The sequence below is a fragment of the Bosea sp. F3-2 genome, from assembly GCF_008253865.1.
Lineage (GTDB): Bacteria > Pseudomonadota > Alphaproteobacteria > Rhizobiales > Beijerinckiaceae > Allobosea.
In genome coordinates this window covers 1,439,986-1,460,487 of the sequence record NZ_CP042331.1, presented here as the reverse complement: position 1 = coordinate 1,460,487, position 20,502 = coordinate 1,439,986, and the positions used below count along the sequence as shown (strand labels likewise).

Below are 20,502 nucleotides of genomic sequence, written 5' to 3'. Positions count from 1 at the left end.
TGGGCATGTTGATATCTGTCGGCGCCATTGCCGGCGCCCGCGCCCAGGCGGTCGAGATCGAATACTGGCAGTATGTGTTCGACGCTCGCGTCAAGGCGATGAACGAGCTGATCAAGCGCTTCGAGGCCGCAAACCCGAATATCAAGGTCAAGCACACGACCTTCCCCTATGCCGACTACCAGACCAAGATCGTCGCGGCGGCGCCCGCCGGGCAGGGGCCGGACGTGGTCCAGCTCTTCTATGGCTGGGTCGACAACTTCATCGCCGGCAAGGTCATCCGGCCGCTGCCGCGCGATGCCTTCCCGCCGGAGATGATCGAGAAGGAATTCTACCCGATCGTCTCGGCGATGAAGCGCGACGGCGAATATTACGGCCTGCCGACGGCGGTGCGCTCGCTGGCGCTGTTCTACAACAAGAAGATTTTCCAGGAGGCGGGGCTCGATCCGGCCAAGCCGCCGAAGACGCTCGACGAGTTCCTCGACGTCGCCAAGAAGACCACGAAGCGCGACGGTGCCGGCAACATGCTGCAGGCGGGCATCACGCTCGACATGCCCGGCCAGGACTATCACTGGTGGCGCGAGGTGCTGCTGCGCCAGATGGGCGGTGCGCCCTACAGCGCCGACAGCCGCAAGGTGACCTATGACAGCGAGGCGGGCGCCAAGTCGCTGGCCTGGTATGCCGATCTCCAGCGCGTCCACAAGGTTGGGCTCGCCGGCTTCATGGACGAGGGCCAAGCCGCCTTCCGCGCCGGTCGTGCGGCGATGACGATCGACGGCTCGTTCCGCCTGGGCGCGTTCGGCGGCATCAAGAACTTCGAGTGGGGCGTCGCCGAGCTGCCGGCCGGACCGGACGGGACGAAGTCGAACTTCGCCAGCTACTGGGTTAACGCCATCACCACCAAGCCGACGGGCGAGAAGCTCGAGGCGGCGAAAAAGTTCATGGCCTTCGTCACCTCGCCGGAATCGATGCAGCTTTGGCTGGAGACGGTCGGCGAGCTGCCGGCGCGCAAGGCCGCGGCCGAGACCGAGAAGAATCTCGGCCATCCGGTTTACGGCCCGTTCCTGAAGGCGCTGAACTATTCGCAGGCGACGGTGTTCGTCGACGAGATGCCGCAGCGCCAGGTCATCCTCGACATGGCCAACCGCGTGCTGCTCCAGAACCAGGAGCCCAAGGCGGCGCTCGCCGAGGCGGCCAAGGCCGAGCAGGCGATCCTCGACCGCTTCTACAAGAAGTGAGCGTTCCGCTGGAGCCGCAGCGTCATTCCGGGGCGCGCCGCAGGCGCGAGCCCGGAACCCATGAACACCGCCCTTTCCGTCATGGTCGGGCTTGTCCCGACCATCCACGTCTTCATTCGGGCAGGGTGGCGTTCAAGACGTGGATGCTCGCCGCAAGGGCGAGCATGACGAGCTGGAACAGCGTCGTGTTCATGGGTTCCAGGCTCGCCGCTTCGCGGCGCCCCGGAGTGACGAACAAGTCGTAAGCGCAAAGCCATTTCGAGCTGCAATGAGTCTCACGCGACATAACGATGCGCAGGGCCGCCTCTGGCAGGGCCTCAGCCTGCGGCAGAAGCAGGTCGTCTGGGCCTGGGCCTTCCTCGCCGTGCCGATCCTGTTCTACGGGCTGATCCGCTTCTATCCGACGGTCGAGGCCTTCGTGATCTCGACCACGAGGTGGAACCTGATGACGCCGCCGGCCTTCGTCGGTCTCGCCAATTTCGAGCGCCTGCTGACCGATCCAGTATTCTGGAAGGTGTTCGCCAACACCTTCCTCTACCTCGTCATCGGTACGCCGCTGAGCCTGATCCTGTCCTTCGTGATCGCCTATCATCTCGACCGCGTCCGCTTCATGCACGGCTTCATCCGGGCGCTCTACTTCCTGCCCTTCCTCACCACGGCGGCGGCGATGGCCTGGGTCTGGCGCTGGTTCTACCAGCCGGTGCCGATCGGCCTGTTCAACAACCTGCTCGCCGGGCTCGGCATCCCCCAGCAGCCCTTCCTGCGCTCGACGACGCAGGCGCTGCCGGCCGTGCTCGCGCCGGCGATCTGGGCGGGGCTGGGCTTCCAGGTCGTGATCTTCCTCGCGGGCTTACGCGCCATCCCGACCACCTATTACGAGGCGGCACGCATCGACGGGCTCCCTGATCTCGCCATCCTCAGGCGGATCACCCTGCCGCTTCTCAAGCCGACGATCATCTTCCTCGTCGTCTTCTCTTCGATCGGGTTCCTGCGGATCTTCGATCAGGTCTACAACATGACGAGCCAGACGAGCAGCGATCCCGGCGGGCCGCTGAACGCGACCAAGCCGCTCGTACTGATGATCTACCAGACCGCCTTCTCCTCCTTCGAAATGGGCTATGCCGCGGCCCAGACCGTCGTGCTCTTTCTCGTCCTGCTCTGCGTCTCGCTGCTGCAGCTACGCTTGCTGAGGGATCGCTGATGAGCGCCATCGCCTCGCCGCTCTCCGGTCGCACCGGACCCGGCCGCATCCTTGCCTGGCTGCTGCTCTTCGGCGGCGGCCTCCTGATGGTGACGCCGCTCGCCTTCATGTTCGCGACCTCGCTGAAGGATTCCTCCGAGATCTACGATCTCGCCTTCTTCCCGGCGCATCCGACGTTGGAAAACTATGTCACGGTGCTGTCGGACGGCCGCTTCCTGCGCTGGTTCGCGAATTCCTTCGGCATCGCGGCCGTCGTGACGCTCTCCAACGTCTTTTTCGACAGCCTGGTCGGCTACACGCTGGCGAAATTCCAGTTCCGCGGCCGCTATCTCGTTTTCATCGCCATCCTCTCGACGCTGATGATCCCGACCGAGATGCTGGTCATCCCCTGGTACGTCATGGCCAAGAACTTCGGTTGGCTCGACAGCTATTGGGGCATCATGTTCCCAGGGCTCATGACCGCCTTCGGTACCTTCCTGATGAAGCAGTTCTTCGAGACGGTGCCGAACGATTTCCTCGAGGCGGCGCGCGTCGACGGCCTCAACGAATTCGCGATCTTCTGGCGCATCGCCATGCCGCTGGTGACGCCGGCGCTCTCGGCCCTCGCGATCTTCACCTTCCTGGGCAACTGGACGGCCTTCATCTGGCCGCTGATCGTGACGACGAGCAAGGAACTCTACACGCTCCCTGTCGGCCTCACGAGCTTCGCCGTGGAGGCGCAGGTGCAATGGGAGCTGATCATGACGGGGGCGGCGCTCGCCACCCTGCCGACGCTCACCGTCTTCCTGGTGCTGCAGCGCTACATCGTCCGTGGTGTCGTGCTCGCCGGGCTGAAGGGATAAGGTCCGATGACTGACAACACCGACCCGCGCCTGCGCGACACATCCGTCTTTCCCGATCCGGTCTACAAGGAGACGGTGCTGCGCCCGCTCTTCGACGGAGCGAAGACCCATCACGTCGAGGGCTTCCGCGCCATCGACCGGGCCCATCTCGTGATGCTGGCCGAGACCGGCATCCTGCCGCATATTACGGCTGCGGAGATCGCCCGCGCGCTCGCCGCGATCGAGCAGGAAATCGCTCCCGCGACCCTGAGCTACACCGGCGAGGTCGAGGATTATTTCTTCCTGGTCGAAGCCGAGCTGCGCAAGCGCCTGAAACCGGAGGATGACGGCCGGCTGCACACCGGTCGGTCCCGCAACGACATCGACCACACCTTGTTCAAGCTGGCGCTGAAGCCGCGGCTCGACCGGCTCGCCGCGCGCCTGCGCGCCGTCATTGCGGCCGCGCTGACGCTGGCCGAGCGCGAGCGGGCGACGCTGATCGTCGCCTATACCCACGGCCAGCCAGCCCAGCCCTCGACGCTAGGCCATTATCTCGCCGCCGCCATCGAGGTGATGCTGCGCGATCACCAGCGTCTGATGCAGGCGCGCGAGCTCCTCGATCTCTGCCCGATGGGTGCCGCCGCGATCACCACATCCGGCTTCCCGCTCGACCGTCACCGCGTCGCGCATCTGCTCGGCTTCAAGGCGCCGCTGCAGAACTCCTATGGCTGCATCGCTGCGGTCGACTACGTCACCAGCGTCTTCAGCGCGATCGAGCTCGTCTTCCTCCATCTCGGCCGCGTGATCCAGGACCTGCAGTTCTGGACCGCCTTCGAGGTCGGACAGATCTATGTTCCCAATGCCTTCGTGCAGATCTCTTCGATCATGCCGCAGAAGCGCAATCCGGTGCCGATCGAACATCTGCGCCATCTCTCCTCGCAGACGATGAGCCGCGCCCGCATGGCGCGCGACATCGTCCACAACACGCCTTTCACTGACATGAACGACAGCGAGGGCGAGACCCAGGAAGCGGGCTATCAGGCCTTTGAGACGGGTGGGCGCGTGCTCGACCTGCTCGCCGCGCTGCTGCCGACGCTTGCAGTGGACAGCCGCCGTGTCGCCGAGACCATCCGCCGGTCCTGCATCACCATCACCGAGCTTGCCGACACGCTGGTGCGCCGCGAGGGCCTGCCGTTCCGCGTCGCGCACGAGATCGCCTCGGCGGTCGCGCGCGCCGTCGTCGCCAGAGATGGTGACCTGCAGCGTGATGGCTACGAGGCTTTCGTCGCTGCCTTCCGCCATGCCGCCGGCCGCGAGCCCGCCCTGAGCCAGGAGGATTTCGTAGTCGCCGTCTCGCCGGAGAATTTCGTCGCCCTGCGCGAGCGCTTCGGCGGGCCGGGTCCGAAGGCGCTGGGCGCGGCGCTTGCGGGCTATCGCACCGAGCTTGCTGCAGCCGACGACGCGGCTGCCGCGACGGCGCAGCGCGAGGAGTCTGCGCGGCAAGAGTTGAACGGCGCATTCGCCGCCTTGGCAGGAGCCGTCTGATGGCCGGGATTGCGATCGAGAAACTGGTCAAGCGCTATGGCCCGACGCAGGTCGTGCACGGCATCGACCTCGATATCCAGGATGGTGAGTTTGTCGTCTTCGTCGGCCCCTCCGGCTGCGGCAAGTCCACGACGCTGCGTATGATCGCGGGCCTTGAGGAGATCGACGGCGGCTCGATTTCGATCGGCGGGCGCGTCGTCAACCAGCTGGAGCCCAAGCAGCGGAACATCGCCATGGTGTTCCAGAACTACGCGATCTACCCGCATATGAGCGTGGCCGAGAACATTGCCTTCGGCCTCTACACCTCCGGGCTCGACAAGGCGCAGAAGCGCAAGCGCGTCGAGGAGGTCGCCGAGGTGCTCGGCCTGACGGCGTTGTTGGAGCGCCGGCCCTCGGCGCTATCCGGCGGCCAGCGCCAGCGCGTTGCCATCGGGCGTGCCATGGTGCGCGATCCGGCCGTCTTCCTGTTCGATGAGCCGCTCTCCAACCTCGATGCGCAGCTGCGCGGGCAGATGCGGCTCGAGATCAAGCGGCTGCACCAGCGGCTCGGCACCACTATCGTCTTCGTCACTCACGATCAGGTCGAGGCGATGACGCTGGCCGACCGGATCGTGGTGATGCGCGACGGGCGCATCCTGCAGGTCGGCGCGCCAATGGAGCTCTATGAGAAGCCGGCGGATGTCTTCACCGCCCGCTTTATCGGCTCGCCGACGATGAACATCGTGCCCGCGAAAGCGACCTCCGAAGCTGGTCGGAGCACCCTCCAGCTCGGCGAGGTGCCGGTTGCCTGGTCCGGTCCGCTTCCGGCCGAGCTCCTCGTCGGCGTCCGCCCGCAGGAATTGCGGGTGCTGGAGCCGGGCGAGGGCGCAGACCTCGTCCTCGCCGGCACGGTTGCCGTGGTCGAGCCGCTCGGACCGGAAACCTTCGTGCATGTCGAGGCCGAAGGCGGGCTGCTGCTTGCCTCGGCGCCGGCCAAGAAGCCGCCTGCCATCGGTGCAGCGGTCAAGCTCGTCGCTCCGGCATCGGCGCTGCGCCTGTTCGATGCCAAGAGCGAGCGGGCCCTGTGATGGTCGAACGCCCACAACCGGGCGGTCTGGTGCTGAGCATCGGCCGGCTTTATTGCGATCTCGTCTTTCGGGGACTGGCGGCCATGCCACGGCTCGGCGAGGAGCGTTTCGCCGAGGAGGTCGCGGTCGTTCCCGGTGGCGGCGGCTTCATTACCGCTGCGCATCTGATCGGGCTGGGCCGGCCCTCTGGCCTGCTCGCGCGCCTGGGCGAGGACCCGATCTCGCAAGCGCTGCGGCCTGCGCTCGAAGGCAGCGGCATCGACCTCGCCTTTCTCGAAAGCGCTGCCGATGCCGGTCCGCAGCTCACCGTCGCGATGGTTCAGGACGGGGAGCGCGCCTTTCTCTCGCGTCGCGCCGGTCCGGCCCGCCCGGCGACATTGGCGGCTGCGCTCGGCGATGCCCGCGCCTGCCATCTCCACATCGCTGAGTTCGCGACGCTGGCCGAGATTCCTGATCTGGTGAGTGAGGCCCGCCGCCGCGGCCTCACGGTCTCGCTCGACCCGAGCTGGGATGACGCGCTGATCCGCTCGCATGATCTCATCGCGCGCTGCAGCGGCGTCGATATCTTCCTGCCGAACGCCGCCGAAGCCTGCGTGATCGCCGGCTGCGACGATCTCGACCTCGCGGGGCGGCGCCTCGCCGAGCATTTCGCGGTGGTGGCGATCAAGGATGGCGGCGCTGGCGCGCGGCTCTATTGCGGCGGCGACCAGATCACGCTGCCGGCTGCGCCTTGCCGGAAGGTGATCGACACCACCGGCGCAGGGGACGCCTTCAATGCTGGCTTCCTGGCGGCTTGGCTCGCTGGGCACACGCCCGAGCGCACGCTCGCCGAGGGCATCGCCTGCGGCACGCTTTCGGTCCAGAGCGTCGGTGGTACAGGAAGCAAGCTCGACCCTCGGCAGGTCGCCCACCTCGCGGACCAGCTGCTCGAAACGCCGGTGCGCCGCCATGGTTGAAGCTCTGCTCACCCGGGAGGCGGCGGAGGCCGCTGCGGTCGCGCTCCGCCAGCGGACGGAGAACGCGGCCATCATGACCGATCTGGCCGAGCGCCTGCGCATCAAGCGGCCGGCCTTCGTCGCAACCTGCGCGCGCGGCTCCTCGGACCATGCCGCAACCTATGGCAAATATCTGATCGAGCTTGCGCTCGGTTTGCCGGTCGCCTCGCTCGGGCCGAGCCTCGCCTCGGTCTATGGCGGAGAGCTCGATCTCTCCCGTGCCCTGTTCATCGCCGTCTCGCAATCGGGTCGCAGCCCCGATGCTCTGCGCCTGACCGAGGCGGCCAAGCGCGCCGACGCGCTCGTGGTCGGCTTCGTCAATGACGAGGCTTCGCCGCTCGCCGAGATGGTCGACGTGCTCGTGCCGCTGCGGGCCGGGCCGGAGCACAGCGTCGCCGCGACCAAGAGTTTTCTCGCCACCTGTCTCGCTTTCCTGCATCTCGCCGCCGAATGGACTCAGGACGATGCCCTGTCGACCGCGTTGACGCAGGCGCCAGAGGCGCTCGACGCCGCCGGCCGCTGCGACTGGCGGCCGGCTCTCTCGGCCTGGCGCGAGGCGCGCAGTCTCTATGTGATCGGCCGTGGCCTGAGCTTCGGCATCGCACAGGAGATCGCGCTCAAGTTCAAGGAAACCTGCCGGATCCACGCTGAGGCCTTCAGTGCCGCCGAGGTGCGGCACGGTCCGCTGGCTCTGGTTGAGCCGGGCTTCCCGGCGCTGGCGCTGGACCCCGGCGACGAGGGCAGCACGAGCGTCGCTGCTGCCGCATCCGCCCTGACGCAGCTCGGCGCCGATCTGCGCTATGCCGGCGCGAGCGGGGAGGTCGACGGCAGGAACCTGCCTCTGCCGCCTGCGCTGCCAGCCCCGCTGCTACCGTTGGCGCAAGCCCGTGCGTTTTACGGCGCGGTCGCTGCTCTGGCGGAAAGCCGAGGCCTCGATCCCGATCGGCCGCCCCATCTGGCCAAGGTGACGCGGACCGTGTGAGCAGGCGTTATCGTCGCGCATCCGGCTCGGCCAAGCAGGGTGTCCGCGACAATCACAATGCTGAATGTGCCGGGATCAAGGCACTCCGCCAGGCTCAGCCAGCTCGTTGAAGATCACGTCGAGGGGCAGGGCGGTGAAGCAAGGCCCGGAAGTAGTGCCTGTCGGTAGGTTGTATTGTTTCGAAAGATTATAAACTAGACGATAATAATTGACAGCTTTGACGCTTGGGAATCTAACGCCGGCCCAGCTCACGAACTGCGTTGGCAGGAGAAGGTCACCATGGCGTCATATCCGTCCCGTGCTCTTCGGATCGGCGTTCTCGCCGTCACACTCGCCGCGGCGAACGCGGTTCGGGCTCAGGACGGGATCACGGTCTACAACGCCCAGCACGCCAGCCTGACCCAGGCCTGGGCCGACGGCTTCACCAAGGAGACCGGCATCAAGGTGACGATCCGCAAGGGCTCGGATACCGAACTCGCCAACCAGATCGTCCAGGAAGGCGCCTCCTCGCCAGCCGACGTCTTCGTCACCGAGAACTCGCCGGCCATGGTGCTGGTCGAGAAGGCCGGGCTGTTCGAGACGCTGCCCAAGGATGTCCTCGAACAGGTGCCGGCCCAGTTTCGCCCCGCGAGCGGGCGCTGGACGGGCGTCGCCGCGCGCAGCACTGTCTTCGCCTACGACAAGCGCAAGCTGAAGGAGGCCGATCTGCCGAAGTCGATGCTCGACCTCGCCGACGCCAAGTGGAAGGGGCGTTGGGCGGCCTCGCCATCGGGCGCCGATTTCCAGGCGATCGTCGGCGCGCTCCTCGTCCTCAAGGGCGAGAAGGTCACGGGCGACTGGCTCAAGGCAATGAAGGAGAACTCCAGCGCCTACCGCGGCAACAGCGTCGCCATGAAGGCGGTCAATGCCGGCGAGGTCGAGGGCGCGGTGATCTACCACTATTACTACTTCGGCGATCAGGCGAAGACGGCTGAGAACAGCAGCAATGTCGGGATGCACTATTTCCGCGGCCAGGATCCCGGCGCCTTCCTCAGCACCTCCGGTGCGGGCGTGCTCGAATCCAGCAAGCATAAGAAGGAGGCGGAAGCCTTCGTGAAATGGATGAGCGGCAAGCAGGGGCAGGCCGTCCTGCGCGAGGGCGACTCCTTCGAATACGCCATCGGCAACGGAGAGGCTTCGAACCCCAGGCTGGAGCCGATCGCCAAGCTTGATGCACCGAAGGTCGAGCCCTCCCAACTCGACAGCAAGAAGGTCACCGAGCTGATGACCGCCGCGGGCCTGCTCTGAGCCGGTTGCGTCGATTGACTGCGCGTGCGAGATGCCGCCGCACGCGCATTCTTCCATGACCGTTTCTCTTTCCCTCGATACGCCGGCTTTGCCGGTCTTGCCGCTCAGGCGGCAACGCAATCTTACCGGACGGGCAATGCTGCTGCTCGCCGGAGGCGTCTCCCTCTGCGCCCTGCTGCCACTGGGATTCATTGTCTGGATTGCGATCGAGACCGGTTGGCAGACGGCCTTCTCGCTGATCTGGCGGCCGCGCGTCGGCGAATTGCTCGTCAACACGCTACTGCTCGAACTCTGCACGCTGCCGCCCGCGATCCTGCTGGCGGTTGCGCTGGCCTGGCTCACCGAGCGCAGCGACATGCCCGGCGCCAAGTTCTTGTCCTGGCTTGCGGTTGCGCCGCTCGCAGTGCCGGCCTTCGTCCAGTCCTATGCCTGGGTCAGCCTCCTGCCGCGCTTCCACGGGCTGCCGGCGGCGGTGCTGGTTTCGGTCCTCGCCTATCTCCCATTCCTCTATCTGCCCGTCGCCGCGCAGATACGCCGGCTCGACCCTGAGCTGGAACATGTCGCCGCCTCGCTCGGGCAGTCTCCGCCACGCGTGCTTCTGCGGGTGGTTCTGCCGCAGCTGCGGCTTGCGATCTGTGGCGGCAGCCTTCTCGTCGGGCTGCATCTGCTCGCCGAATACGGGCTCTATGCCATGATCCGCTTCGACACCTTCACCACCGCGATCATCGACCAGTTCCAGTCGAGCTATAACGGTCCGGCGGCGAACATGCTCGCAGGCGTGCTGGTGCTGAGCTGCTGCGGGCTCATCGGGCTCGAATGGCTGCTGCGCGGCGGCGCGCGCTATGCCCGGCTCGGCTCCGGCGCGCCGCGCCCGGCGCCGCGCCAGCGGCTCGGTGCCTGGCGACTGCCGGCTCTGGCATTGCCACTCGCCTTCGCCGCTCTGAGCCTCGGCGTACCCGCGCTGACACTCACCCACTGGCTCATGGCCGCGGGAGAGGAGGTCTGGCGGCAGGGCGCGCTGGCCGCGTCCCTGGCCGAGACACTGGGCTATGCCGCTGCCGGTGCCTTTGCTGCAGCGGCGGCCGCGTTGCCGATGGCCTGGTTGTCGGTGCGTGCGCCCGGCCGGGTGACCCGCTTCCTGGAAAGCTGCCACAGTTATCTCGGCGCGCTGCCGGGTGTGGTGGTGGCGCTGGCCCTCGTCACCGTGACAGTGCGCATCGCCTTGCCGCTCTACCAGACGGTCGCGACCGTGGTCTTCGCCTATGTCCTGATGTTCCTGCCGCGCGCGCTGGTCGGGCTGCGTGCTGGCATCGCGCAGGTCCCGGTCGAGCTGGAGCGGGCCGCGGCGGCGCTCGGCCGCAACCCGGCTCGGGCACTTCTTTCGGTGACGCTGCCGCTCGCCGCGCCCGGCGTCGCCGCCGCGATGGCGCTGGTCGCGATGGGCGTGGCAACCGAGCTGACGGCGACCCTGCTGCTCGCTCCCAACGGCACCCGAACGCTGGCCACGGAGTTCTGGACTCTTACCAGCGAGCTCGACTATGCGAAAGCCGCACCCTATGCGGTGCTGATGATTCTTCTCTCGCTGCCGATGACCGCGCTGCTGCACGCTCAGGCACGCAAATCCCTCGGCGCATGACCAAGCTCGTCATCTCGAATGTCTCGAAGCGCTATGGCGCGACGGCAGCGCTGGATCGCGTATCCCTTTCCGTTGAGACAGGTAGCCGCGTCGCCATTGTCGGGCCGTCCGGCTCGGGAAAGACGACGCTGCTGCGTGTCATCGCCGGCTTCGAAGCCCCCGATGCGGGAACGGTGACGCTCGACGGGCAGGTGCTCGCCGACGGGCCGGCGATCGCCCCAGCGCATCGGCGCCGGATCGGCTATGTCGCCCAGGACGGAGCGCTGTTCCCGCATCTCGACGTCGCCGGCAATCTCGGTTTCGGCATCCCGCGAAGCGAGCCGGATCGAGCGGCCCGATTGCGCGAGCTGACGGAGCTCGTCGAGCTCGATGCCGCGATGCTGACCCGCAGGCCGCACGAACTCTCCGGAGGGCAGCAGCAGCGTGTCGCGCTTGCCCGCGCGCTCGCCCGGAAGCCGGCCCTGATGCTGCTCGACGAGCCGTTTTCCGCGCTCGATACGGGGCTGCGGGAGACTGTCCGGCAGGCTGTGGCGCGTGTGCTCGCCCGAGCCGGCATCACGACCATCCTGGTCACCCATGATCAGGGCGAGGCGCTGTCCTTCGCCGATCAGCTCGCGGTGATGCGTGAAGGCCGGCTGGCGCAATCAGGGCGACCGGCCGAGCTTTACTGGCAGCCGGCGGATGTCGAAACAGCCCTGTTCCTCGGGAGCGCCGTCCTGTTCGAGGCCAAGATCGAAAAGGGGGGCGTCTCCTGCGGGCTCGGCGCGTTCGAAGCCGAGACGGGCGGCCGCCACGGGGCGGGCACCATCATGCTCAGGCCGGAGCAGTTCCAGCTATCGCCGGCGGGTCCGGGCCTTGAAGCCTTCATCGAGAACGTCGCTTTCCGGGGCGCACAATGCAGTGTGACATTGCGGACGAACCAGGGCGGCGGGGAAATCCGTTTCACCGCACAGGTTTCGAGCATGGAGCGGCCGCAGATCGGACAGACCGTTTTCGTTTCGGTGAAGGGTGCGCCGTTCCTGCTGCCCGGCTCCTGATGGGGCCGAGCGCGAACCTAGGCCATAGTATATCGCGCCCCTGAACGCTTGCCGCCATCAGCCATCCTTTCCCGCGGGAACGCAGGCCGGCCGATCGTGTTCTCCCTCTTGGGGGGGCAAGCATGAAGGCTGAGGCCACGCATCAGCCCGGCGTCAGGGAGCAAAGAGCGATGAGCAGCCTTGAACGCGCTATCGAGATTGCTGCGGAGGCTCATTCCGGTCAGCGGGACAAGGCAGGGGCGCCTTACATTACGCATCCGCTGAGAGTCGCCTTGGGTTTCATCCGCTCAGGCGATGAGAAGCGCGCGATCGTGGCGGTCCTTCACGATGTTCTTGAGGACAGCGACATCACTGCGGATGATCTGCGGCGGGAAGGCTTCTCCGATCCGATCGTGGAAGCGGTGCTGGCGCTGACAAGGCCCGATGACGAGGACTATCGGGCCTTTGTGAAACGGGCGGGGGCGAACGAGATGGCACGGCCGGTCAAAATCGCCGATCTGAAGGACAATCTCGACAGGACCCGTTTGGCGAAGCTGCCGGATGATGAGCGAAAGAAACTCCTGGCCAAGTACGAAGGCGCGTTGGATATCCTGGATGCCAGATGATCCGCCCAACGGATAGAGCCGAAGCGGGAAGATGAACGCTCGCGAACAATCCTGTTCAGGCCGCGTTCCATAACTGACTGCTCTACTGGCTAGAGCAAAAAAGGGAGATTCCCATGCGTCGGTTTGCAATCACAGCCCTCGTCGGCTTCGGTGTCGCCGCTTCGTTGACGTCAGTTCACGCCGGCGAGGCGCTGCCCCGAGACGTTGCTCAGCGCCTCGACAAGCAGGCGGTCGAATTCACGATGAGCGAGGCCAAGCGTGAACGCCTGATGATCATTCAGGAGAACATGGAGCGCCAGCGCTACTCTGAGCGCCGTCATGGCTATCGTGGTGGGTACGGGTACGGCGAGGGGTACGGCTACGGACGCCGCTACGGTGGCCCGCCGCCCTGGGCGCCAGCCCATGGCTATCGCCGCGACTACTACGATCGCTGGTGATGGCGCATAAGGGCGAGAACTGTCCCGGACCTGAACAAGCCGATAGCTTGCCCAGACCGGATGCCCTCCCAATCGCGGGACTGCCGGATAATCTTGGCAAGCTGAAGAGCGGCTGAGCCGCGATCTCGGCTGAAGGAGCGGATAATCATCCGCTCTCAGAGTCTGTCTCGAAAGCCGCTTCGGCGAGCCAGATGGCCGCTGGAGTAGCGTTTCGAGAGAGGCTCTCAGTGCTTCGCCTTGTGCTCGGGCTTCCCCTTGCGCTTGGTGGAAGCCATCTTTTCGAGCTCACTTTCGCTCATCGACTTTTCCATCGATTTCGAAGCGCCCTTGAGTTCGCTCTTCTTCATATCGCCGCGCTTGGCGGCCAGCGCAGCGCCGGCGGCTTTCTGCTGAGAGGCTGATTTTGCAGGCATGTCGTCCTCCTTCACTTGGATGAACGAGTGAACCCCGGCGACGGACCCAGGTTCCCTGTCCGCAGCGATGTTTCGACCAAGCAGGCCGTCACACGGACCACCCTGCGGCGGCGCTTCATTCCGTCAGGCGGCATTGAAGCCGCCTCGATCCGGTCGATCCGTTCATTGATGCTGGCGACATTGTTCTGCCCGTCCCGGAACAGGACCATCGCTTGTCTGACCTGATCGCGCAGACCAGCCTTGCTGACGTCGGTTCCGGCAACCTGAAGCCGGTGCCGCCCGGTGAGGGGCGATGATATCGGCCTCGTTCGAAGGCGGTTGCCCGGCAAGCCGCGCTTCGGAGCATCACGCGGCGACGATGAACTGGAACGCGGCTTGCCGCGACGAATATCCAGCAAGCCGGGAGGTTCGGCATGGATCAGAACGCGTTTCGCTGCGAGACATGTGGCTCTCCTCATGTCTCGCTTCCGAGCATTCTCAAGCCGGAGGTCGAAGTCGTCTGCGGCCGGTGCGGTGCTTTCGTTGCGACCTGGGGGTATTGCGGCGCCCTCGCGCTCATTCTGATCAATGAACGACGATATCAGACCTGTCCCGCTGATCCGGCTGCGCGGTACGGCTCGTTCCCGCGGTTTTGGTGAAGAGTCTCCGCGAAGATGCATCGAGCCGCGTCTCTTTGGGCTTGTCGCGCTTCTTCGGCGTCCTAGAGCGTGCTGGGTTTACATGGAACCACGACGTCATCCCGGGCTTGACCCGGGATCCATGCCGAAGCGTTTCCGATCAAGGTTCAGGCATGGATCCCGGCTCTCCGCTTCGCTCCGGCCGGGATGACTCGCGGTTCCGTGTAAAATCGGCAGACTCTAGACCTGGACAGATCAGCTATTTAGTAAGCTGACTGCTGGACCGTTCGTAGAGCGTGGCTCCCGTCTGCGCGTCGACGCCTTCCAGGCTGACCTCGTAACCCCAAAGCTCATGGATACGGCGCAGGGTCGCATCGCAGCTGGTGTTTTCCAGCACGATGCCGTTGTTGACCCTGTGCTGCAGACGCAGATGCCTCTGGCCGAGCAGGTCCACATCCACGACCTGGATGTCCGAATAGCTTGCGCCGATATCGTATCTCTGGGCCAACGCGGCGCGGATGTGCTCGTAGCCGCGTTCGTTATGGATTGAGGCCACAGTGTAGAAGCGATCGTCCGCCGTGTCGGACAGCACGAACATCCGCCATTTTCGGATCAGAGCCGGACTGAGATACTGGCGGATGAAGGACTCGTCGCGGTGATTGGCCCAGGCGTCGAGCAGAATCGTGCGCCAGTCGCCCTTTCCCGCGATCTCGGGAAACCAGTCACGATCCTCCGCCGTGGGCTCGGTCGCGATACGCTGGATATCCTGCATCATGTCCAGGCCCAACGCATAAGGATTGATGCCGGAAAAGCGGGGATCGTCGAAGGCCGGCTGGAAGACGACATTCGAGTGGTTGCGCAGGATTTCCAGCATGGCGCCTTCGCTGATCCGGCCTTGGTCGAACAGTGCGTTCATGACCGTGTAGTGCACGAAGGTCGCGCAGCCTTCGTTCATCACCTGCGTCTGCCGCTGGGGATAGAAATACTGCGCGATGACCCGGACGATTCTGAGGATCTCGCGCTGCCAGGGCTCAAGGATTAAGCTATTTTTTTCAAGGAAATAGAGCAGGTTCTCCTCAGGGAGATTGAGCGCCTTCTTCCGCTCTGCGACCGTATCCTCCGTCTCGTCGGGCTTGCTGCCATCCGTCGAGCGCGGGATGGTGCGCCACAGATCGTTGTAGGAGCGCTCTTCGTACTCCAGCCGCTCGCGAAGTCCTTCGCGCTGCTTGGCCGAAGAGAGCTTCGGAGGGCGGCGATATCGGAACACGCCTTGGTCCATCAGGGCATGGGCGGCATCGAGAACGGCTTCCACCGCCGCCAAGCCGTGCCTTTCCTCGCAGCGGGCGATGAAGCCCTTGGCGAAATCCATATAGCCCAGGATGGCGCCGGCATCCGTCCATTGCTGGAACAGGTAGTTGTTCTTGAAAAAGTGATTGTGGCCCAGCGCCGCATGCGCCGTCACCAGGGCCTGCAGGGCCATGGTGTTCTCTTCCATGAGGTAGACGATGCAAGGGTTGGAATTGATCACGAGTTCATAGGCGAGCCCGCGCCCGCCCTTGCGATAGAGCAGCTCCTGATGAATGAAATGCTTGCCGAAGGACCAGTGGCGATACATCAGCGGCATGCCGATGGACGAATAGGCGTCGAGCATCTGCTCGGAGGAGATGACTTCCATCTGGACCGGATAGACATCGAGATGGAGCTCATCCTTCGCAACCCTCTCGATAACGTCGTAAGCACGCGACAGCGTCCGGAAGTTCCAGTCCGAACCGGAAAACAGCAAGTCGGGTCTGGGCGCGTGCCTGGGCATCGGCGCTCCTTTCAGTCGCGCTGCAGTGCCGATTGTTTGGTGAAGAGCTGACGGAAGACCGGATAGATGTCGGCCGCCTTGGCGATGCGGCTCATGTCGAAGTTCGACCACCTGTCCTTGACGGCCTGATAGGCGCGCCAGAGCGATGTCCCGTTGTCAGTGGAGCCGAAGATCTCGCTTTCGCGCTCGTCGATAATCTCGACATAGGCGAAATACTGGCACAGGCGCATGATCTCGGCATCCATCAGCGACAGGCAATGCTCGGAGTCGGTGGCGAGATTGTCGCCGTCCGAAGCCTGGGCGGCGTAGATGTTCCATTCCCGGCTGGGATAGCGCTTTTTGATGATGCGTTGCATTTCCTTCAGCGCAGTCGAGACGACAGTGCCGCCGCTCTGCGTGCTGTAGAAGAAGGTTTCCTCGTCCACCTCCTGAGCCTCGTGGGTATGGCGGATGAAGACGATGTCGGTGCGGTCGTAGCGCCGCTTCAGGAAAAGATGCAGCAGGACGAAGAAGCGTTTGGCGAGGTCTTTCTCGCGTTCGCCCATGGAGCCCGAGACGTCCATAAGGCAGAACATGACCGCGTTCGCGTTAGGCTGAGGCTGGGGGTCGAAGCGGTTGAAGCGGATATCGACCGGGTCGACGAAGGCGATGACCTTGCGCCGGCGTTCCAGCCGGTCGAGTTCCGCGCGCAGGGCGGCGATGCGCCGACAGATCTCTGGATCAGCTCGGTTGGCTTCGAGGCTGGCCAGCTCCCGGAGGATGACCTCGAGCTCCTCGCGCTTGGGCCGCCGGAGCGCGATGCGGCGGCCGTGGCTGTTCCGCATGGTGCGCGCGACGCTGATGTTGGTGGGCGACCCGCTTACCGAAAAGCCGGCCCGCCGCGGCTTGAAGGCGAGAATTTCCTTGAGGTTGAGCTTGACCATGTCGGGAAGTTCGAGGTCCTCGAAGAACAGGTCGAGCACCTCTTCGCGCGACAGCTCGAAGCGAAAATCATCCTCGGATGGCTGCGAGCCCGGCGACGATCCCGCCCCGCCACCCTGACCCGGCTTCGGCATCCGGTCACCCGGAGAAAAATGCTTGTTCCCGGGCAGGACATATTGGCGACGACCGCTATCCTTCGCATCGCGGAAGCTCGGCTCGCTCGTCTCGCTCGCCGGCATCGAGACGACATGTTCGCCGTCCACATCGGCGATCTTGCCGGCTCGGATCTGGTCCTGGATATTTCGCTTCAGCTCCTTGCGCACGCGGCGCAGGAAGCGCTGGCGATTGCCCAGGCTTTTGTCCTTCGGGTTCAATCGACGGTCGATGAAGATGGGCATGGGCACCCTCGGGCCGACGTCAACCCGCCTTGTTCACGCGCATGTACCAATCCACCAGGCGCCGGACCTGGCGCTCGGTATAACCACGCTCGACCATACGCTCGACGAATCCATGATGCCGCTTCTCGGTCACGCTGTCCTGCTTCGAGCCGAAACTGATGACGGGAAGCAGATCCTCGACCTGCCCGAACATCCGCTTCTCGATGACCTCGCGGAGCTTTTCATAGCTGGTCCAGGACGGGTTGCGGCCGCTGTTCCGGGCGCGTGCGCGCAGCGTGAACTTCACGACCTCGTTACGGAAGTCCTTGGGGTTGGCGATGCCCGCCGGCTTCTCGATCTGGGACAGCTCGTTGTCCAGAACCTGCCGGTTGAGGATCTGGCCGGTATCGGGATCCTTGTAGTCCTGATCCTCCACCCACGCATCGGCGTAGGCGATATAGCGGTCGAACAGGTTCTGACCGTATTCGCCATAGGACTCCAGATAGGCCTTCTGGATCTCGTGTCCGATGAATTCGGCATAGCGCGCGGCAAGCTCCGACTTGATGAAGTCGAGATAGGCCGCTTCCGTCTCCTTGGGGAACTGCTCGCGCTTGATCGCCCCTTCCAGGATATACATCAGGTGCACGGGGTCGGCGGCGAGTTCCTCGGTGTCGTAGTTGAAGGTCTGTGAGAGGATCTTGAAGGCAAAGCGCGTGCTGACGCCGGTCATGCCCTCATCGACGCCGGCAGCGTCGCGATACTCCTGGATGGCCTTGGCCCTCGGCTCCAGCTCCTTGAGGTTCTCGCCGTCATAGACGCGCATCTTGGTGTAAAGCGGCGAGTTCTCGAACTCGGCCAGCCGGGTCGAGACCGTGAAGCGGCTGAGGATGTCGAGCACTTCGGGTGCGCAGGGACTGCCGGCCAGCTCGCTCTCGCGCAGCAGCTTTTCGTAGATTTCCCGTTCTTCGGTGACGCGCAGGCAATAGGGCACCTTGACCACCAGAATGCGGTCAAGGAACGCCTCGTTGTTCTTGTTGTTCTTGAATTGCAGCCATTCGGACTCGTTGGAGTGGGCCAGCACGATGCCCTGATAGGGGAAGGCACCGAAGTTCTCGGTGCCGTTGTAGCTGCCCTCCTGGGTCGCGGTCAGCAGGGGATGCAGCACCTTGATCGGCGCCTTGAACATCTCGACGAATTCGAGCAGGCCTTGCGTCGTCCGGTTCAGCCCGCCGCTGTAGGAATAGGCGTCCGGGTCCGACTGGCTGAAATTCTCGAGCTGGCGGATGTCGACCTTGCCGACGAGCGTCGAAACATCCTGGTTGTTCTCGTCGCCCGGCTCGGTCTTGGCGATAGCGATCTGGCGCAGCCGCGACGGCATCAGCTTGACGACGCTGAACTTGGAAATGTCGCCGGACAATTCGTCCAGCCGCTTTGCCGCCCAGGGCGAGATCAGGCCGTTCAACCGCCGCCGCGCGATGCCGTACTTGTCCTCGAAGAGACCGCCCATGCGCTCCGGATGGAACAGCCCCAGCGGCGATTCAAAGACAGGGCTGATCTTGCCGCCCACCTTGAGCGTGTAGAACGGTCGCTCCTCCATGAGCTTCTTGAGCTGCTCCGCCAGCGAGGACTTGCCGCCGCCGACCGGCCCGAGCAGGTAGAGGATCTGCTTGCGCTCCTCCAACCCTTGTGAAGCATAGCGAAAATAGCCGGCGATCCGCTCGATCGTATCTTCCATGCCGTAGAAATCGGCGAAGGAGGGGTAGATCTTGATGGTCCTGTTGGCGAAAATCCGGCCGAGCCGCTCGTCCTTGCTGGTGTCGAGCAATGTCGGCTTCCCGATCGCATCGACCATCCGCTCGGCCGCGGAGGCATACATCGACTTATCCTCGCGACAAGCCAGCAGGTATTCCTGCAGGCTCATCTCCTCCTGCGAATAGCTTCGGTAGTCCTCAGAGAATAAGCGGAAAACATCGCTGTCTCGCTCGATCATGGCAGCCTTCCACCGATTGGTGGTCTCCTCGACGACGACCCTCAACGTTCAACCGATGATGGTCTCGCAAGTTCCTGTCCAATGCATGGCCGCCCTCTAAGACGACGACACAGACGCCGTCGTGGCAGTCATGCGTTCACGCGGCCGACCTCTCACTGTTTACAAGCAGCTGTCCCGCGCCTTGACGATACATGCATCACGCGTGCCATCTTGGCGGTGAGCGCGGTCATTGCCCTTGCGACGGCGATTGGACACCGGCCGCTATCCTGCCGCCGCAGAGCCAACAATAAGCATGGGCGTAAACGACCATGTATTCAACTCAAATCGGGCCCTCAATTGACCGCCCCGGGGAGCCGAAAGCGGAATCCGCAGTGTCCGAGACTGCGATCGTGAGAACCGGTATGATTGGGACGGCTGCCCGCACCCCGTCCCGAAACCTGTGCCGGAGTGACACAATGTCGCTTGTTTGTAGACCAGCTCGGGCGGATGATCTGGCCGCGGCCGACGCTTTGGTGGTTGCTAGCATCAACGATCTCACCGTTCGGCATGGCTTCGGCCCGATGGCGATGGCAAGCCCTCCCAGCTTTCAGCTGTTCTCGCTCCAGGACGACCCTGACGGCCTATGGGTCGCTGAGGACAGAGGGGAGATACTCGGCTTTGCCTGGAGTTGGGTTTGCGGGGATGTCTGGTTCCTCGCCCAGCTGTTCGTCGATACCGCCCGACAGGGCCAGGGTATCGGAAACGAACTAATGGAACGAACCATGGAGCACGCCCGGAAATCAGGAGCAATTCACAAGGCGCTGATTACGTTCACCTTCAACCGTGTCTCGCAGGGCCTTTACATGCGGCACGGCCTCTTTCCCAAGATGCCGATCTACTTGTTCAACGCCGCACGCGAACGGGTGACGCAGGCGCTGCCGGAGCCGCCATTGCGAGCTATCGCGATCGACGGCAGCACGACGACCATGGAAAAACTTGCCGAGATCGATACCTGCGCCATAGGCGTCTCGCGGGAAAAGCATCACCGCTACTTGCTCAGCGACCCGGCGATTACAGGGGTTCTGCTCTACGCCGGCAGCGGCAGCATCGGCTACAGCTACATCAGCTCCAACGGGCACATCGGCCCCCTCGCAGTCAGGCGACCTGACAGTCTTCGCGATGCCTTTGCGACTGCGTTGAGGTTGGCGGCAGATCGCTCCGTTGAGAAGGTTTCGGCGTTTCTGCCGGGCACATGCGACAGCGCCTTGAGCCTTGCGGTCAATCAAGGCATGCGGATCAGCTTTCCAATGCTCTTGATGGCATCGCCCGGCTATGGCGACTGGACGCAGTATCTGCCGCGAAATCCAGGCTTCATGTGATCGGTCATCTGCCGGTGGTCAGACCCGAAGCAGCGATCTCGCTGCCTTTTGCGCCCGCCTCGGACGATGCCATTGCTTCATCGCGGGTAGCCTGCCGGAGACCGGGCTGAAACGAGGAAGACCGGTGATTGTTCAGGGCCGCTCCCCGAGGCCGAGGCCAGCGTTCGA

At 64.4% G+C, this 20,502-nt stretch carries 19 protein-coding genes; 13 read left to right on the top strand and 6 right to left on the bottom strand.

Annotated features, from left to right (window positions below; translation table 11 throughout):
- Positions 1–5 precede the first annotated feature (5 nt).
- A complete protein-coding gene (locus FQV39_RS06745; RefSeq protein WP_248313271.1) occupies positions 6–1,235 on the top strand; it encodes an extracellular solute-binding protein in 1,230 nt (409 codons plus the stop codon).
- A gap of 112 nt (positions 1,236–1,347) precedes the next feature.
- On the opposite strand, the gene FQV39_RS34095 is transcribed toward FQV39_RS06745, so the two are convergent.
- Positions 1,348–1,473, bottom strand: a complete 126-nt coding sequence (locus FQV39_RS34095) for a hypothetical protein (RefSeq protein WP_282570258.1) — start codon at positions 1,471–1,473, stop codon at positions 1,348–1,350.
- Positions 1,474–1,503: 30 nt separating this feature from the next.
- Here FQV39_RS34095 and FQV39_RS06740 point away from each other — a divergent pair, with 30 nt between their 5' ends.
- The 11 genes from FQV39_RS06740 (at position 1,504) to FQV39_RS06690 (ending at position 12,848) form a co-directional block, all read left to right on the top strand.
- A complete protein-coding gene (locus FQV39_RS06740) occupies positions 1,504–2,436 on the top strand; it encodes a carbohydrate ABC transporter permease (RefSeq protein ID WP_149129589.1) in 933 nt (310 codons plus the stop codon).
- On the top strand, positions 2,436–3,278 hold the full coding sequence (locus FQV39_RS06735; protein ID WP_149129588.1) for a carbohydrate ABC transporter permease: 843 nt from the start codon (positions 2,436–2,438) through the stop codon (positions 3,276–3,278). The genes FQV39_RS06740 and FQV39_RS06735 overlap by 1 nt, the downstream gene beginning before the upstream one ends.
- A gap of 6 nt (positions 3,279–3,284) precedes the next feature.
- Complete coding sequence (argH, locus tag FQV39_RS06730) at positions 3,285–4,802, top strand: argininosuccinate lyase (protein WP_149129587.1); 1,518 nt, start codon at positions 3,285–3,287, stop codon at positions 4,800–4,802.
- Positions 4,802–5,869, top strand: coding sequence for an ABC transporter ATP-binding protein (locus FQV39_RS06725; RefSeq protein WP_149129586.1), 1,068 nt, complete (start codon positions 4,802–4,804; stop codon positions 5,867–5,869). Before argH ends, FQV39_RS06725 begins: the two co-directional genes overlap by 1 nt.
- Positions 5,869–6,825 carry a carbohydrate kinase family protein gene (locus FQV39_RS06720; RefSeq protein ID WP_149129585.1) on the top strand — a complete coding sequence of 319 codons (957 nt, stop codon included), beginning with the start codon at positions 5,869–5,871 and terminating at the stop codon, positions 6,823–6,825. The genes FQV39_RS06725 and FQV39_RS06720 overlap by 1 nt, the downstream gene beginning before the upstream one ends.
- Positions 6,818–7,846: an SIS domain-containing protein gene (locus FQV39_RS06715; protein WP_149129584.1), complete on the top strand. Its 1,029-nt coding sequence runs from the start codon at positions 6,818–6,820 to the stop codon at positions 7,844–7,846. Before FQV39_RS06720 ends, FQV39_RS06715 begins: the two co-directional genes overlap by 8 nt.
- 279 nt (positions 7,847–8,125) lie before the next feature.
- Complete coding sequence (locus tag FQV39_RS06710; protein ID WP_149129583.1) at positions 8,126–9,133, top strand: iron ABC transporter substrate-binding protein; 1,008 nt, start codon at positions 8,126–8,128, stop codon at positions 9,131–9,133.
- 55 nt (positions 9,134–9,188) lie between these two features.
- A complete protein-coding gene (locus FQV39_RS06705) occupies positions 9,189–10,769 on the top strand; it encodes an ABC transporter permease (RefSeq protein ID WP_149129582.1) in 1,581 nt (526 codons plus the stop codon).
- Positions 10,766–11,806, top strand: coding sequence for an ABC transporter ATP-binding protein (locus FQV39_RS06700; protein ID WP_149129581.1), 1,041 nt, complete (start codon positions 10,766–10,768; stop codon positions 11,804–11,806). Before FQV39_RS06705 ends, FQV39_RS06700 begins: the two co-directional genes overlap by 4 nt.
- Before the next feature lie 122 nt (positions 11,807–11,928).
- Positions 11,929–12,411 carry an HD domain-containing protein gene (locus FQV39_RS06695; RefSeq protein ID WP_248313270.1) on the top strand — a complete coding sequence of 161 codons (483 nt, stop codon included), beginning with the start codon at positions 11,929–11,931 and terminating at the stop codon, positions 12,409–12,411.
- A gap of 113 nt (positions 12,412–12,524) precedes the next feature.
- On the top strand, positions 12,525–12,848 hold the full coding sequence (locus tag FQV39_RS06690) for a hypothetical protein (RefSeq protein WP_149129580.1): 324 nt from the start codon (positions 12,525–12,527) through the stop codon (positions 12,846–12,848).
- A gap of 224 nt (positions 12,849–13,072) precedes the next feature.
- On the opposite strand, the gene FQV39_RS06685 is transcribed toward FQV39_RS06690, so the two are convergent.
- From FQV39_RS06685 to FQV39_RS06665, 5 genes are all read right to left on the bottom strand, one after another.
- Entirely contained in the window at positions 13,073–13,261 is a 189-nt protein-coding gene (locus FQV39_RS06685; protein ID WP_149133703.1) for a DUF3008 family protein, read from the bottom strand.
- An 11-nt stretch (positions 13,262–13,272) separates the two neighbouring features.
- Entirely contained in the window at positions 13,273–13,659 is a 387-nt protein-coding gene (locus FQV39_RS06680; RefSeq protein WP_149129579.1) for a hypothetical protein, read from the bottom strand.
- Between the two features lie 478 nt (positions 13,660–14,137).
- The gene (locus FQV39_RS06675) at positions 14,138–15,688 is read right to left on the bottom strand and encodes a SpoVR family protein (RefSeq protein WP_149133702.1); all 1,551 of its coding nucleotides are present in this window, start codon (positions 15,686–15,688) and stop codon (positions 14,138–14,140) included.
- Positions 15,689–15,699: 11 nt separating this feature from the next.
- On the bottom strand, positions 15,700–17,007 hold the full coding sequence (locus FQV39_RS06670) for a YeaH/YhbH family protein (RefSeq protein WP_149129578.1): 1,308 nt from the start codon (positions 17,005–17,007) through the stop codon (positions 15,700–15,702).
- Positions 17,008–17,026: 19 nt separating this feature from the next.
- Positions 17,027–18,976: a PrkA family serine protein kinase gene (locus FQV39_RS06665; protein WP_149129577.1), complete on the bottom strand. Its 1,950-nt coding sequence runs from the start codon at positions 18,974–18,976 to the stop codon at positions 17,027–17,029.
- A 455-nt stretch (positions 18,977–19,431) separates the two neighbouring features.
- On the opposite strand from FQV39_RS06665, the gene FQV39_RS06660 reads away from it, so the two are divergent.
- Positions 19,432–20,334, top strand: a complete 903-nt coding sequence (locus tag FQV39_RS06660) for a GNAT family N-acetyltransferase (protein ID WP_149129576.1) — start codon at positions 19,432–19,434, stop codon at positions 20,332–20,334.
- The last annotated feature ends 168 nt before the right edge of the window (positions 20,335–20,502 follow it).

Coding starts and splice junctions, on each gene's coding strand:
- argH (WP_149129587.1), top strand. CDS start 3,285: ATGACTGACAACACCGACCCGCGCCTGCGCGACACATCCGTCTTTCCC.
- FQV39_RS06700 (WP_149129581.1), top strand. CDS start 10,766: ATGACCAAGCTCGTCATCTCGAATGTCTCGAAGCGCTATGGCGCGACG.
- FQV39_RS06685 (WP_149133703.1), bottom strand. CDS start 13,261: ATGCCTGCAAAATCAGCCTCTCAGCAGAAAGCCGCCGGCGCTGCGCTG.
- FQV39_RS06675 (WP_149133702.1), bottom strand. CDS start 15,688: ATGCCCAGGCACGCGCCCAGACCCGACTTGCTGTTTTCCGGTTCGGAC.
- FQV39_RS06660 (WP_149129576.1), top strand. CDS start 19,432: ATGTCGCTTGTTTGTAGACCAGCTCGGGCGGATGATCTGGCCGCGGCC.
- FQV39_RS06690 (WP_149129580.1), top strand. CDS start 12,525: ATGCGTCGGTTTGCAATCACAGCCCTCGTCGGCTTCGGTGTCGCCGCT.
- FQV39_RS06705 (WP_149129582.1), top strand. CDS start 9,189: ATGACCGTTTCTCTTTCCCTCGATACGCCGGCTTTGCCGGTCTTGCCG.
- FQV39_RS06740 (WP_149129589.1), top strand. CDS start 1,504: ATGAGTCTCACGCGACATAACGATGCGCAGGGCCGCCTCTGGCAGGGC.
- FQV39_RS06745 (WP_248313271.1), top strand. CDS start 6: ATGTTGATATCTGTCGGCGCCATTGCCGGCGCCCGCGCCCAGGCGGTC.
- FQV39_RS06725 (WP_149129586.1), top strand. CDS start 4,802: ATGGCCGGGATTGCGATCGAGAAACTGGTCAAGCGCTATGGCCCGACG.
- FQV39_RS06715 (WP_149129584.1), top strand. CDS start 6,818: ATGGTTGAAGCTCTGCTCACCCGGGAGGCGGCGGAGGCCGCTGCGGTC.
- FQV39_RS06665 (WP_149129577.1), bottom strand. CDS start 18,976: ATGATCGAGCGAGACAGCGATGTTTTCCGCTTATTCTCTGAGGACTAC.
- FQV39_RS06710 (WP_149129583.1), top strand. CDS start 8,126: ATGGCGTCATATCCGTCCCGTGCTCTTCGGATCGGCGTTCTCGCCGTC.
- FQV39_RS06735 (WP_149129588.1), top strand. CDS start 2,436: ATGAGCGCCATCGCCTCGCCGCTCTCCGGTCGCACCGGACCCGGCCGC.
- FQV39_RS06670 (WP_149129578.1), bottom strand. CDS start 17,007: ATGCCCATCTTCATCGACCGTCGATTGAACCCGAAGGACAAAAGCCTG.
- FQV39_RS06695 (WP_248313270.1), top strand. CDS start 11,929: ATGAAGGCTGAGGCCACGCATCAGCCCGGCGTCAGGGAGCAAAGAGCG.
- FQV39_RS06720 (WP_149129585.1), top strand. CDS start 5,869: ATGGTCGAACGCCCACAACCGGGCGGTCTGGTGCTGAGCATCGGCCGG.